The organism is Erwinia sp. STN24, from assembly GCF_041320675.1.
Classification (GTDB): domain Bacteria; phylum Pseudomonadota; class Gammaproteobacteria; order Enterobacterales; family Enterobacteriaceae; genus Erwinia; species Erwinia aeris.
Window position 1 is genome coordinate 1 of the sequence record NZ_JBGGPM010000004.1, and the last position, 13,446, is coordinate 13,446.

Genomic DNA, 13,446 nt, shown 5'->3' on the forward strand with positions numbered 1-13,446 from the left:
ACGTCATAATGAATTTCATTATGTGTTCACTCTTAAGACTTGATATTTTTTTGCGTCCGGAGACGCTTGATATCAATCCTGCGAGTGCCCACACAGATTGTCTGATAAATTGTTAAAGAGCGTTGCGGCCAGTGCTTTCGCTTCCTGCCGCGAGGTGGCGTATATTACGCTTTCCTCCTTCAGAGTCAACCTCTTTTTCAGAAGTTTTCTCCGGCGATTCAGCTTCCTGAACCTCCTGAGCCGCTGGCCTGTAAGCCGTTGTGCCGTCTCAGTGGTTGCGCATTATAGGGAGGCGCCGCGGAAAGGCAAGCGTAAAAATGAACTTTTTTATCGTTCGCTCTATTTTTGCTCGCAACGCTGCTTTTTAGCGCTTTTTGATGCGCGAAGGCAGGTCAGCAAGGCTATCTATCACCCAATCTGCTGCATTTTCGCCCTCTTCCGTTACCGGCTTGCCGCTGCGCACTAATACCTTTGTGCCTACACCTGCCGCTTTACCTGCCAGCAGGTCATCAATTTTGTCGCCTACTATATAAGAAGCCGCCATATCGATATTCAGCTCTTTTTGGGCAGAGAGCAGCATGCCCGGCTGCGGCTTACGGCAGTCGCATTCCTGACGATACTCTTCCACTACGCCTTCCGGATGGTGAGGACAATAATAGATGCCGTCCAGGTCGACTTCGCGATCGGCCAGCGACCAGTCCATCCACTCCGTTAACTGCATAAAGGTATCTTCCGTAAAGAGGCCGCGAGCGATACCAGATTGGTTGGTGACCACCACCAGCGCGAAACCCATTTTTTTCAGTTCCTGCATCGCTTCGATAACACCGTCGATAAACTGAAAGTTGTCGATCTCATGGACATAGCCGCGATCGATATTCATGGTACCGTCACGGTCGAGAAATATTGCGGGGACTTTGTTCGTCACGTGGAAACTCCTGCTACTAATGTTAAGACAGAGTATCGCACGTTTGTATCCGCAGAGAGAATGCCCCTTAAGCGCGCATTGATTGATTCAGACGTCTGGATGCCTTACCATCCACTCGCAGCTCTCTGCAGGAAAGTGCAGACGAATATTTGCCACGGCCCACTCTATTACGATAATAAAATGATAAAACTTCAAAATATCAGCAAAGTGTTCCGACAGGGCACCCGCACTATTACCGCGCTGACGGATGTCAGCCTGGAAGTGCCCGCCGGACAAATTTATGGCGTAATCGGCTCGTCCGGCGCCGGGAAAAGCACGCTTATCCGCTGCGTGAATCTGCTTGAGCGTCCTACCTCAGGCACCGTGTTAGTGGATAGCCAGGATTTAACCGCCTTTTCAGAAAGCCAGCTGACCCAGGCGCGCCGCCAAATCGGTATGATCTTCCAGCACTTTAACCTGCTGAACTCCCGTACCGTTGCGGGCAATGTCGCGCTGCCGCTGGAGCTGGGCAAGCTTTCCCGCAGCGAGATCGACTCGCGGGTTAACGAGCTGCTGGAACTGGTTGGTCTGGCGGATAAAAAGGACGCCTGGCCTGCCAATCTTTCCGGCGGACAAAAGCAGCGCGTCGCTATCGCCCGCGCGCTGGCCACCAATCCTAAAGTGCTGCTGTGCGACGAAGCCACCAGCGCCCTCGATCCGGCGACGACCAGAGCGATTCTGGAGCTGCTGAAAGATATCAACCGTCGCCTGGGGATCACTATCCTGCTAATCACCCATGAAATGGACGTGGTGAAACGCATCTGCGATCGCGTCGCCGTGATCAGCAACGGCAAGCTGATTGAACAGGACACGGTCAGCGAAGTCTTTTCTCATCCCAAGACGCCGCTGGCACAGCAGTTTATTCAGTCCACGCTGCATCTGGATATTCCGGAGGATTATGCCGCGCGGCTGTCGGCAACGGCGAAACCGGAAAGCGTCCCTTTATTACGTCTGGAATTTACCGGCAAGTCCGTAGATGCTCCGCTGCTGTCGGAAGCAGCCCGCCGTTTTAACGTTAACAACAATATTATCAGCGCGCAGATGGATTACGCGGGCGGCGTTAAGTTCGGCATTATGCTGACGGAAATGCACGGCGCAGCGGCTGATACGCAGACAGCAATCGCTTTTCTGCAGGAACACCATGTAAAGGTAGAGGTATTAGGTTATGTCTGAGGCAATGATTCTGCTGCTCTGCCGTGGCGTATGGGAAACGCTGGTCATGACTTTTGTTTCCGGTTTCTTTGGCTTCGTGCTCGGCCTGCCGCTTGGCGTGCTGCTGTACGTAACGCGTCCGGGCCAGATTATCGAAAACCGCGGGCTGTATCGCTTTTTATCCGCGCTGGTGAATATTTTCCGCGCCATTCCTTTTATTATCCTGCTGGTCTGGATGATCCCGTTTACCCGCATGATCGTCGGCACCTCGATTGGCTTACAGGCGGCTATCGTACCGTTAACCATCGGCGCCGCGCCTTTTATCGCGCGCATGGTAGAGAACACGCTGCTGGAGCTGCCGCATGGCCTGATTGAGGCCTCGCGGGCGATGGGCGCGACGCCGTTGCAGATCGTGAAAAAAGTGCTGCTGCCGGAAGCCCTTCCCGGCCTGATTAATGCGGCGACCATTACGCTTATTACCCTGGTCGGCTATTCGGCCATGGGCGGCGCCGTCGGCGCGGGCGGTCTGGGACAAATCGGTATTCAGTATGGTTATATCGGCTACAACGCCACCGTGATGAATACCGTATTGGTGCTGTTAGTGGTTCTGGTTTATTTGATTCAGTTCTGTGGCGACCGCATTGTTCGTGCTGTCACCCACAAGTAAATAACGCTTCTTACAGATTAAGGAAAGGATATGTTTAATTTTAAAACGATTGCCGCTGTGGGTGCGCTGATTGGTTCGCTGGCGCTGGTCGGGTGCGATCAGAAAGAGAAGGATCCTAACCATATTAAGGTCGGCGTGATTGTAGGTTCCGAGCAGCAGGTTGCCGAAGTCGCCAAAAAGGTCGCCAAAGATAAATATGGTCTGGATGTAGAGCTGGTCACCTTTAATGATTATGTCCTGCCGAACGAAGCGTTGAGCAAGGGCGATATCGACGTTAATGCTTTCCAGCACAAGCCTTATCTGGATCAGCAGATCAAAGATCGCAACTATAAGCTGGTGCCTGTTGGCAGCACCTTCGTTTATCCAATTGCGGGCTACTCGAAAAAGATCAAGTCGCTGGACGAGCTGCAGAATGGCGCGCAGGTTGCCATTCCGAACGATCCCACTAATCTTGGCCGCTCACTGCTGCTGCTGCAGAAAGTAGGTCTGATTAAGCTGAAAGACGGCATCGGCCTGCTGCCGACCGTGCTGGACGTGGTAGAAAACCCGAAAAACATTAAGCTGGTTGAGCTGGAAGCGCCGCAGCTGCCACGTTCACTGGACGATCAGCAAATTGCGCTGGCGGTGATCAACACTACCTATGCCAGCCAGATCAACCTGACGCCGGCCAAAGACGGCATCTTCGTTGAGGATAAAGATTCTCCTTACGTGAACCTGATCGTGGCGCGTGAAGATAACAAAGATGCTGAAAACGTGAAGAAATTCGTTGAAGCCTATCAGTCCGACGAAGTCAGCGAAGCGGCTAATAAGATTTTCAACGGCGGCGCGGTGAAAGGCTGGTAATTTCCTTTCAGTACCACACTATTCTGGCGGTCACCTGGCCGTCACCTCAGCAAAGCGGGCAATAGCCCGCTTTGTTCATTTATGCGCGCTTGTTATTTGCCGCCGGGCTTGCTTCAATAACGCCTCTTTTACCGACAATGAGGATGTTCCCATGCGTGTTGTACCGCTCTGTTTGTTAGCCCTTTCGCTGACAGGGTGTTCATTGCTGCATAAGCCTTATAAGCCCGTAGAGCCTTTTAAGCAGCCTGCACAAACTGAGCCAGTCAGGAGCAAACCCGCGCCGCGTCCCGCACCGGTAAAACTTTACAGCGACGCCAGCGATCTGGTCAGCAAGCCTTTCCGCGATCTGGGCGAAGTCTATGGCGAAGATTGCCAGAGCAGCAGACAAAGCTCGCCGCCGGCTATCGCCACCGCCCGTAAAAGAATGCAGATCCGCGCCTCCGCGATGAAAGCCAATGCGGTGCTGCTGCACAAGTGTGAAATCGTCACCAATTCCCAGGGCTGCTACCGCCAGGCGGTGTGCCAGGGTTCGGCCCTGAAAGTCAGCGGCCAATGAGTTTTACCTTCCAGCCAATTGGCACTATCCATTCGCCGTGGAAAGAGAAGTTCGCGGTTCCGCGTCAGCCAGGCCTGATCCAGGACGGCGGCGGCGAGCTGCGGCTGCTGTCGCCCTATAATCAGCCGGAAGCGGTGCGCGGGCTGGAAGCGTTCAGCCATCTGTGGCTGCTGTTTGTGTTTCACCAGACGATGGCAGGCGGCTGGCGACCCACCGTTCGCCCTCCCCGGCTGGGCGGCAATGCGCGCATGGGCGTCTTCGCCACCCGATCCACCTTTCGTCCCAACCCGATCGGCATGTCGCTGGTAGAGCTGAAGGGCATCCGGACGGGAAAAGGCGAAGTTGTGCTGGAACTGGGCAGTCTGGATCTGGTTGACGGCACGCCGATAGTGGATATCAAGCCCTACCTGCCTTTCGCCGAGTCGATCCCTGCCGCGCGCGCGGGTTTCGCGCAGGAGGCGCCGGAAGCCTCTATGCCGGTAGCGTTTTCGCCGCAGGCCGTCCAGCAGATTGCGCAGCACGGCGCGCGCTATCCGCATCTGCAACGTTTTATCGCCGAAGTGCTGGCCCAGGATCCGCGTCCGGCCTACCGCAAAGGCGAAGAGCCGGAACGGGAATACGCCGCCTGGCTGCTGGATTTCAACGTGCGCTGGCGCGTCGACGCCTCCGGCACGCTGGTGACCGCCGTAGAGCGTCGTTAATTTATCTTCTGTCTCTTTTGAGTCTCTGACCACGCTGGTACACTAGCCGCCAGCAATTATTTAGCCTGGCTTAATGTAGCTTTCTGCTTAACTGGAATCGTAACTCATGCGTACTACTCAATATCTGCTCTCCACCCAGAAGGAGACGCCTGCCGACGCTGAAGTGATCAGCCACCAGCTGATGCTGCGCGCCGGAATGATCCGCAAACTGGCTTCCGGGCTGTATACCTGGCTGCCAACCGGCCTGCGCGTTCTGAAAAAAGTCGAAAACATCGTGCGTGAAGAGATGAACAACGCCGGTGCTATCGAAATCTCTATGCCGGTCGTGCAGCCCGCCGATCTGTGGCAGGAAAGCGGACGCTGGGAGCAGTACGGACCGGAGCTGCTGCGCCTGGTCGATCGCGGCGACCGCCCTTTTGTACTTGGCCCGACGCACGAGGAAGTGATCACCGATCTGATCCGCAACGAGCTGAGTTCTTATAAGCAGCTACCGCTGAATCTTTTCCAGATCCAGACCAAGTTCCGCGATGAGGTACGCCCTCGCTTTGGCGTAATGCGCTCGCGCGAGTTCATCATGAAAGATGCCTATTCGTTCCATACTTCGCAGGAATCGCTGCAGGCGACCTACGATGATATGTATCGCGCTTACAGCCAGAGCTTTGCGCGCATGGGCCTGGATTTCCGCGCCGTGCAGGCCGATACCGGCTCCATCGGCGGCAGCGCCTCGCATGAGTTCCAGGTGCTGGCCGAGAGCGGCGAAGACGATATCGTGTTCTCTACCGGCTCCGACTACGCGGCGAATATCGAACTGGCCGAGGCCGTTGCGCCAGCCGGCAGCCGTGCAGACGCCACCCAGCCAATGGTGGAAATCGACACGCCGAACGCGAAAACCATCGCGGCGCTGGTTGAACAGCATAAGCTGCCGATTGAGAAGACCGTGAAGACGCTGCTGGTACAGGCAACCAAAGAGAGCGGCCATTCGCTGGTTGCGCTGATTGTGCGCGGCGACCATGAGCTTAACGAAATCAAAGCCGAAAAAATTGATATCGTCGCCGCGCCGCTGACCTTTGCAAGCGAAGAGGATATTCGCGCGGCAACGGGCGCAGGCCCTGGCTCCCTTGGCCCGGTCGGCCTGACGCTGCCAATCGTGGTTGACCGCACCGTCGCGATGATGAGCGATTTCTGCGCCGGCGCGAACCAGGACGGCAAGCACCTGACCGGCATCAACTGGCAGCGCGATCTGCCGCTGCCGCGCGTGGCCGATCTGCGCAACGTGGTGGAAGGCGACGCCAGCCCGGATGGAAAAGGCACGCTGCTGATCAAGCGCGGCATCGAAGTCGGTCATATCTTCCAGCTCGGCACCAAGTATTCCGAAGCGATGAAAGCGTCCGTGCAGGGCGAAGACGGCCGCAATCAGGTGCTGACCATGGGCTGTTACGGCATCGGCATCACGCGTATCGTGGCTGCCGCTATCGAGCAAAACCATGACGAGCGCGGCATTATCTGGCCTGCGGCGCTGGCGCCGTTCCAGGTGGCTATTCTGCCGATGAATATGCACAAATCCTTCCGCGTGAAGGAGCTGGCGGAAGAGCTGTACGCTCAGCTGCGCGCTAAAGGCATCGACGTGATCCTTGACGATCGCAAAGAGCGTCCTGGCGTGATGTTTGCCGATATGGAACTGATTGGCGTGCCGCACACCGTCGTCATCGGCGACCGTAATCTCGACAGCGAGGAAGTGGAGTACAAATCCCGCCGCGCGGGCGAGAAGCAGATGATTAAAACAGGCGAAATCCTGGATTTCCTGCTGGCCGAAATCAACAAGTAGTCGTCAGGCGGCGGGCGTTCTGTCCGCCGCTTCAGCTGCCCGTTTCTACCGGCGCCAGCCGATAGTTCAGCGTGGTCGATAGCGCTTCGCCGCTCGCGTCCGTCATCTCCAGCCCGCTGTCGCGCGGCCGAAAATAGCGCTTCTCTCCCTGATCCGATACCAGCACCAGTTTTTCCGCCGTGCGCGACCAGTGGCCCTGCTGCTGATTTTCAACGTGTTCGTCGGTCAGATAGCGCTCCTGCAAACGGTAGCGCCCGCCCTGCTCTAAAGAGAGCGTGACCTGGATGCCTTCACAGTCGGCGCAGGGAATAACGCCGCGATAGTTCTGCACCTGTGCCTCGCGCGGCTGCACCGTTGCCGCCGCATCGTAGTTCTGACAGCCCATCAGCGGGCCAAAGAACAGCGATATCACCAGAACAATCAGAACCTTTTTCACTTTCCCTCCTCTGTCATACGATCAGTCAGGCACGCGTCGCATTTTGCCGCGCAGCGATTTGGTGGTGGCTTTGCGCGCCTTGCCCTCCAGCCGCCGCTTTTTAGACGCCAGCGTGGGCCGCGTGGCCCGCCTTGTTTTTTCGACTACCGTCAGCTCCTGGATCAGGTTTTCCAGCCTTTTCAGCGCCGCTTCACGATTCATCTCCTGGCTGCGATACTCCTGCGCCTTGATAATCACTATCCCTTCCGGCGTAATCAGATGGTGACTGGCCGACAGCAGCCGCTCTTTATAAAACTCCGGCAGGCTGGAGGCGCGAATATCAAACCGTAAATGGATCGCCGTAGAGCTTTTATTCACGTTCTGACCGCCGTTCCCCTGCGCTCGGATAGCGGTTAATTCCAGCTCGCTATCGGGAATGGTCGCGTGGCGTGACAGGACGATCATGCCGGTTTACCGTCGAGCAGCCAGTCGGTAAAGCGCAGTTCCAGATGCTGCTGCTCGTCGGAAAGCCAGATGGTGCCGTCCTGAATGGTCGCCTGGAGCGTCATGGAGCGTGAGGCAAGCTGCGTCAGCGCCTTCAGCTGCTCATCATCCAGGAAACGCACGGTCAGGTTCGCCTGCTGAAGCTTATTCTGGTTTTGCAGCCACCAAATCTGCGCGGCGCGGGCGTTATAAGTATACAAGTATACGCGGGCTGCGCGATTGCACGCTTTTTTTAACCGCCGCTCGTCCGGCAGCCCCAGCTCTATCCAGACCTCAATGCCGTTGTGATCGTTCATCAGCCAGATTTCCGGCTCGTCTTCCGCGCTCAGGCCGCGCGTAAAGGTCAGCCTTTCATGCGCGTTAACCAGCCATGCCAGCAGACGCAGCATCAGCCTTTCTTCCGTTTCGGAAGGATGTCGGGCCAGCGTCAGCACGCTGTCCAGAAACACGTTTTTGTCCATATCGGCCACGTTGACGGTGGCTTTATAAATTGTCGCTTTAAGTGCCATGGTATTCCTTATAGTCGTTGTCGGGCATTGTAACCCGTGCGGGCAGCAAATCACGCTCCGCCTGGCTGATTTCCCGTGAAATCCTGTGTTATAGTCGTCAGGTCGCCAAAGAAAATTCTTGAGGTGCATGTGCAAAAGTATTGTGAATTAGTTCGTCGTAAATATGCTGAAATCGGCAGCGGCGATCTGGGATACGTGCCGGACGCGATAGCTTGCGTTTTAAAAGCACTGAATGAGGTAGCCGCAAATCCTGAGCTACACTCTTCAATCAGGGAACAGGCAGCTTTTGCTGCTGCTAACTTATTGGTGAGCGATTATGTTGACGAATGAATACCAACCGATCAACTGCGATGATTACGACAATCTGGAACTTGCCTGCCAGAAACAGCTGACGCTGGCGCTGGCGCTGAAGGACGGCGAGCAGTTGAAGGCAAAGGCCATAGATATGCTGTTGCGCAAGAAGGTGGAATACCTGGTCGTCGATCTCTCAGGCGAGATCCGCGAGCTGCGTCTGGATCATATCGCCAGTTTCAGCCACCCTGAACTGGGTACCGTCGTGGTCAGCGAGTCTGACTAACCCCCAATCGGGCGGAAGCTATTCCGCCCTCCGTCGTCAGGGCTTCAGGCCCGCATAGTAAGCCGCCAGATCCGCCATATCCTCATCGCTCAGTCCCGCTACGAAAGCTTTCATCACCTCTGCCTGGCCGCCGCTGCGCTCGCCTTTTTGATAGGCGTGGAGCGAGTGATCGAGATAGTCTGCATTCTGGCCCGCCAGATTGGGATACAGCGACACGGCGGCTTTGCCTGCGGCGCCGTGACAGCCCTGACAGCTGGCGGCTTTTTGCTGGCCGCTCTGCGCGTTGCCCGCCAGCGCGGGGAAACTGATCGCCAGCAGCAGCGCCGACGCGATTACTTTTTTCATTGCTCATCCTGTTGCCAGCTGATTTGCCAGCCGGGTTGCTCTTTCGGATCGCCTTCACGGGTAACAAAGACGCCCACGGCGGCAATCAGCTGATTGCCATAAAACAGCAGCGGCGTGCGCTCGCGCAGCCACGGGGCCACACCAAGCTCCTGCCAGATTTTTTTTATCGGCCGACTGCCCGCGCGTCCGACAATATGTATTTTCCCCTGCGCCTGGAAGCGCACGCTGACCGCCTCGTCAGCCTGCGGCACCCGCACCTTTGTGCCTGTGTCACCGCGTACCAGCCTGCCCATTTTAGCCGGCAGCGCCAGCGATAAAGACGTCAAAGGCCAGGCAAGCACCTCATCACGGACAGATACGGCGACCGGCAGCCAGTACAGGCGGCCGCGAAAGCGCCGGATTTCAACATTGCCCAACAGCAGGCGCGGCTCCGCATCTTCACGGCTACAGGCCACTTCCTGCCAGATACGCGCCAGCGCATCCCGCGAAGGCATCAGCCCCTGATGCTGCGCTATCCAGCGTCGCAGCAGCGCGGCGCGTCGGCTGTCGCTCATCGCGGCCAGCGGCGCTATCGCCAGCGCGCCCTTTTCATCCATTAGCGAACGGAGCGATTCAGCCAGCAGCTCATCCAGCAGCTGTTCCTGCTCGCCGCACAGGGCCGCGCTGCGCGCCGCCGCGCGGGCAAAATGAGGCCAGCGCGCGCTCAGTTCGGGCAGAATAACCTGGCGCAGGAAATTACGGTCGTAGCGCGTATCCTGATTGCTGTCGTCCTCAACCCAGCTCAGCTGATGTTCTGCCGCCCACTGCTCCAGCTGCGCTCGCGTCTGCGTCAACAGCGGCCGTAGGTGCAGATGCGAATCAAGTCTGCCGCTGACGGGCATAGCGGCCAGCCCGGCCGGCCCGCTGCCTCTTTTCAGCGCCAGCAGCAGCGTTTCGCACTGATCGTCCAGATGCTGCGCGGTCAACAGGCATTCGCCGGGCTGAAGGTGCTGACGAAACGCCTGATAGCGCGCCTCGCGGGCAGCCGCTTCTATGCCTTTTTCCCGCCCGTCGACCTGCACATACACCACTTCCAGCGCCACCTGCCAGCGCGCGCACTGCTGCCGACAGTGCGTCGCCCAGCTTTCCGCCAGCGGATTAAGGCCGTGATGAATATGAATGGCGCGTAAAGTGAGGGCGTGCTGCTGACGCAGGCAGACCAGCTGGTGCAGCAGCACGCTGGAATCCAGGCCGCCGCTGAAGGCCACCAGCAGCTGCCGTTGTCCGGCAAGATGGTGTTGAAGATCGGACAGTGACATGCAAATCCCTGAAGCAAAAAGGCCCGGCCGACAGCGGCCAGGCGCTATTTTACGCCTGATACAGCTCCAGCGGCAAACCGTCCGGATCTTTAAAGAAGGTATAGCGCTTGTCGGTCAGCGGATCGACGCGGATCGCCTCGCAGCTGACGCCCTTCTCTTCAAGATGCTGCTTTGCCGCCTCGATATCCTCCACGCTGAACGCCAGATGGCGCAGGCCGCAGGCTTCCGGGCCGTCCGGCCGCGCAGGCGGAAAAGGAAACGAAAACAGTTCAATAGCGTACTCGCCGTTCAGCGCCAGATCGCCTTTCCAGGAATCCCGCGCTTCCCGATACACTTCACCCATCAGCGTAAAACCCAGCACGTCGCAATAGAAAGCCTTACTGGTTTCATAATGGCTGGCGATAATGGCGATATGGTGCACTTTCCTGATAAACATGTCTTTCTCCTGAATAAAAGCTTCCGGCTACCTTACGCAGGCCGGAAGCACAGGACAATGGCACAATTCCGGAACTACGCTTTCAGCACGCGAACCAGATACTGCCCTTCGTCGGTCAGGGTGGCGCCATGAATATCGGTTTCGAAACCGGGATAGTGACGACCGATGGTGCAGAGCATCAGCAGGAAGTCGAGCACCGCGCGGCTCTCTTCGGTGATCATCTCGCCCGGCATCACCACCGGCACGCCCGGCGGATAAGGCAGGATCATATTGGCCGATACTCGCCCGACTAATTTGCTGAGGTCTACCGTTTCCACATTGCCTTTCACCTGCTGCTGGAACATCTGGTGCGGCGTCAGCTTCATTTCCGGCAGCTTATCGAAGGCCTGAAGCATCAGCCTTGGCAAATCGTGATCGCGGATCAGATTATGAATGCCCTGGGCCAGCGTCTGAATGCGCATATTGCGATAAAACTCCGGCGCCTGCGCATAAAGATCCGGCAGCATGTTTCTGACCCGCAGATTAAGGTCGTAAGCGCGCTTGAACTCGGTCAGGCCGCGCAGCACGCTCATCGCCTTGGTTTTATCAATGCCGATGCTGAACAGGAACAGCAGATTGTAAGGCCCGGTTTTTTCCACCACCACGCCGCGCTCGTCGAGGTATTTCGCCACCAGCGCCGCCGGGATCCCTTCATCCGCCATCACGCCCTGCTCGCTCATGCCCGGCGTCAGGATCGTTACCTTAATAGGATCGAGGTACATATGATCGGCGTCGGCATCGTTAAAGCCGTGCCAGTCTTCCTCGCCCGGCTGGATCGGCCAGCACTGCGGCTTGTCGACGCCTTCCGGCTGCCAGATATCGAAGAACCAGCCTTCCGACTCTTCCCGCAGCCGCTGAACTTCGCGCCGGAAATGCAGCGCGCGCTCTACGGAACGATTAATCAGCCGCTTGCCCGGATTGCCGCGCAGCATCGCCGCCGCCGTTTCTATCGACGCCACGATGGGATAGTTCGGCGAGGTGGTGGTGTGCATCATATAGGCTTCATTAAAGGTTTGTTCGTCGTACTCCCCTTTAATATGGATCAGCGAGGCCTGCGAAAAAGCGGCCAGCAGCTTATGGGTGGACTGGGTTTCGTAGATGATCTTACCCGGCGTGCGGTCGCCGCTCATGCCGCTCAGCCCGTTATAGATAGGATGGAAATTGGTGTACGGCACCCAGGCGGAATCAAAGTGGATCGACGGCACGTCCAGCGTCTCTTTGATGTAGCGGGTGCTGTAGAGCAGCCCGTCATAGGTGGAATTAGTGATAACCGCGTGCACCGGCCAGCTGGCGCGTTCGGTCTGCTCCACCTTTTGCGCTATGCTCTCGCGGGTAAACTCCCGCTTAGGGATGCCGCCAAGAATGCCCAGCGCGTTGCGCGTTGGCTTCAGCCAGATGGGTACGATATCGCTCATCATCAGCAGGTGCGTTAAGGATTTATGGCAGTTGCGATCGATCAACACCGTGCTGCCCGACGGTGCGGCGTACATGCCGACGATTTTGTTGGAGGTCGAGGTGCCGTTGGTCACCATATAGCTTTGCTCGGCGCCGAAGGTGCGGGCGACATACTCTTCCGCCTCCAGATGCGGGCCGGTGTGGTCAAGCAGCGAGCCCAGCTCCGTGACCGAAATCGACACGTCCGCTTTTAACGCGTTGCCGCCGAAGAAATCGTAAAACAAACTGCCGACCGGGCTTTTCTGAAACGCGGTGCCCGCCATATGGCCCGGCGTGCAGAAGGTATATTTCCCTTCTTTCACATAGGTGAACAGGGCCTTCGTCAGCGGTGGTGTAATGGTATCGATATATTCATTGGTGTACTGGCGGATACGCTGCCCGATATCTTCCGCCGCGCCCAGACCATATTCAAAAAACCAGATGGCCATGCGCATCTGATTAACGCTGACGTCCATCGTCGAGTGCGTATTAATAAACGCGTACAGCGGCAGATATTCATTCAGCTGATTTATTTCGCTGCACAGATCGAAGCCGTGCTCGTCCCAGTCGAAAATTACGCCGCAGATACGCGGATTGTGTTCAATCAGCTTGAGCAGATCGCCAGCGTCTTTAGGATAAATAGTTTGAAAACCCTGGGCGGCCAGCGCGCCATCCAGTTCGCGGATGGGTTCATCCTTATAGAACGCGTGGTGCGGTCCCATAATCGCGATAATATTCAATGCGGACTCCTTACAATAACGGCAAGGGGTAAGCATAGCGAAGTTGAACAGCGGAGGCAGAAAAATCGCCTCCGCCGGGGTTAGCTCCTGTCGCGCACCTCTTCGGAAGGCGCATTGGCCCGTACGGACTTAATGCCGTTCAGCGCGCCCTGCTTGCTGGCGTACATCTCGCTGGTGGCGATAATTTCATGATTGTTGGCGACCAGCACAAAATACCAGGGCTGATCCGTCTGCTTGTCTGATTTTCTTACTTCGTAGTGACCCATATTTCCCTCCTGTTTTTACTGTTCCTGACGCTATAACAAACAGCTTCGCTCACGGAATCAAGCCAAAACATTAGAAAAGTTGATCTGTTTAACTTTTTATTACGCAGAGAAAGTCGGAGAGACTGAATAAGAGGCGTGATGAGGCAGAATAAAAAAAGCCCGAAGCGAAAACGGT

At 56.7% G+C, this 13,446-nt stretch carries 17 protein-coding genes; 8 read left to right on the forward strand and 9 right to left on the reverse strand.

The annotated features are described in order from the left end of the window. Window positions 1-364 precede the first annotated feature (364 nt). Complete coding sequence (gene gmhB, locus ACA373_RS14660) at window positions 365-925, reverse strand: D-glycero-beta-D-manno-heptose 1,7-bisphosphate 7-phosphatase (RefSeq protein WP_253455360.1); 561 nt, start codon at window positions 923-925, stop codon at window positions 365-367. A gap of 180 nt (window positions 926-1,105) precedes the next feature. On the opposite strand from gmhB, the gene metN reads away from it, so the two are divergent. From metN to proS, 6 genes are all read left to right on the forward strand, one after another. Next, on the forward strand, window positions 1,106-2,137 hold the full coding sequence (gene metN, locus ACA373_RS14665; protein ID WP_253455361.1) for a methionine ABC transporter ATP-binding protein MetN: 1,032 nt from the start codon (window positions 1,106-1,108) through the stop codon (window positions 2,135-2,137). Then, window positions 2,130-2,783 carry a methionine ABC transporter permease MetI gene (locus tag ACA373_RS14670; protein ID WP_125290540.1) on the forward strand — a complete coding sequence of 218 codons (654 nt, stop codon included), beginning with the start codon at window positions 2,130-2,132 and terminating at the stop codon, window positions 2,781-2,783. The genes metN and ACA373_RS14670 overlap by 8 nt, the downstream gene beginning before the upstream one ends. A gap of 30 nt (window positions 2,784-2,813) precedes the next feature. Beyond that, on the forward strand, window positions 2,814-3,626 hold the full coding sequence (locus tag ACA373_RS14675; RefSeq protein ID WP_253455363.1) for a MetQ/NlpA family lipoprotein: 813 nt from the start codon (window positions 2,814-2,816) through the stop codon (window positions 3,624-3,626). Window positions 3,627-3,777: 151 nt separating this feature from the next. After that, complete coding sequence (rcsF, locus tag ACA373_RS14680) at window positions 3,778-4,182, forward strand: Rcs stress response system protein RcsF (protein ID WP_253455364.1); 405 nt, start codon at window positions 3,778-3,780, stop codon at window positions 4,180-4,182. After that, on the forward strand, window positions 4,179-4,883 hold the full coding sequence (gene tsaA, locus ACA373_RS14685) for a tRNA (N6-threonylcarbamoyladenosine(37)-N6)-methyltransferase TrmO (RefSeq protein WP_301252449.1): 705 nt from the start codon (window positions 4,179-4,181) through the stop codon (window positions 4,881-4,883). The genes rcsF and tsaA overlap by 4 nt, the downstream gene beginning before the upstream one ends. A gap of 106 nt (window positions 4,884-4,989) precedes the next feature. After that, window positions 4,990-6,708 (forward strand): proline--tRNA ligase, encoded by a 1,719-nt coding sequence (gene proS, locus ACA373_RS14690; protein WP_253455366.1) that lies wholly within the window; start codon window positions 4,990-4,992, stop codon window positions 6,706-6,708. Window positions 6,709-6,739: 31 nt separating this feature from the next. On the opposite strand, the gene ACA373_RS14695 is transcribed toward proS, so the two are convergent. From ACA373_RS14695 to ACA373_RS14705, 3 genes are read right to left on the reverse strand one after another with little or no spacing between them, the layout of a single operon-like run. Then, window positions 6,740-7,144, reverse strand: coding sequence for a copper resistance protein NlpE N-terminal domain-containing protein (locus ACA373_RS14695; protein WP_253455367.1), 405 nt, complete (start codon window positions 7,142-7,144; stop codon window positions 6,740-6,742). A gap of 21 nt (window positions 7,145-7,165) precedes the next feature. After that, the gene (gene arfB / locus ACA373_RS14700; RefSeq protein ID WP_253455368.1) at window positions 7,166-7,588 is read right to left on the reverse strand and encodes an alternative ribosome rescue aminoacyl-tRNA hydrolase ArfB; all 423 of its coding nucleotides are present in this window, start codon (window positions 7,586-7,588) and stop codon (window positions 7,166-7,168) included. Further along, entirely contained in the window at window positions 7,585-8,136 is a 552-nt protein-coding gene (locus ACA373_RS14705) for a YaeQ family protein (protein WP_253455369.1), read from the reverse strand. Before ACA373_RS14705 ends, arfB begins: the two co-directional genes overlap by 4 nt. 129 nt (window positions 8,137-8,265) lie before the next feature. Here ACA373_RS14705 and ACA373_RS14710 point away from each other — a divergent pair, with 129 nt between their 5' ends. Together ACA373_RS14710 and rof are read left to right on the forward strand one after the other, a co-directional pair. After that, on the forward strand, window positions 8,266-8,466 hold the full coding sequence (locus ACA373_RS14710; protein WP_125290532.1) for a YaeP family protein: 201 nt from the start codon (window positions 8,266-8,268) through the stop codon (window positions 8,464-8,466). After that, window positions 8,453-8,713, forward strand: a complete 261-nt coding sequence (gene rof / locus ACA373_RS14715; RefSeq protein WP_301289610.1) for a Rho-binding antiterminator — start codon at window positions 8,453-8,455, stop codon at window positions 8,711-8,713. The genes ACA373_RS14710 and rof overlap by 14 nt, the downstream gene beginning before the upstream one ends. A gap of 36 nt (window positions 8,714-8,749) precedes the next feature. Here the strand turns inward: rof and ACA373_RS14720 are convergent, their stop codons facing one another. The 5 genes from ACA373_RS14720 to ACA373_RS14740 form a co-directional block, all read right to left on the reverse strand. Then, on the reverse strand, window positions 8,750-9,058 hold the full coding sequence (locus tag ACA373_RS14720) for a cytochrome c (RefSeq protein ID WP_253455370.1): 309 nt from the start codon (window positions 9,056-9,058) through the stop codon (window positions 8,750-8,752). Further along, entirely contained in the window at window positions 9,055-10,356 is a 1,302-nt protein-coding gene (tilS, locus tag ACA373_RS14725; protein ID WP_301730171.1) for a tRNA lysidine(34) synthetase TilS, read from the reverse strand. The genes ACA373_RS14720 and tilS overlap by 4 nt, the downstream gene beginning before the upstream one ends. 49 nt (window positions 10,357-10,405) lie before the next feature. After that, window positions 10,406-10,792, reverse strand: a complete 387-nt coding sequence (locus tag ACA373_RS14730; RefSeq protein ID WP_125290528.1) for a VOC family protein — start codon at window positions 10,790-10,792, stop codon at window positions 10,406-10,408. Window positions 10,793-10,866: 74 nt separating this feature from the next. Continuing rightward, a complete protein-coding gene (locus ACA373_RS14735) occupies window positions 10,867-13,005 on the reverse strand; it encodes a lysine decarboxylase LdcC (RefSeq protein WP_370734728.1) in 2,139 nt (712 codons plus the stop codon). An 80-nt stretch (window positions 13,006-13,085) separates the two neighbouring features. Then, complete coding sequence (locus tag ACA373_RS14740) at window positions 13,086-13,271, reverse strand: YegP family protein (protein ID WP_125290526.1); 186 nt, start codon at window positions 13,269-13,271, stop codon at window positions 13,086-13,088. Window positions 13,272-13,446 lie beyond the last annotated feature (175 nt).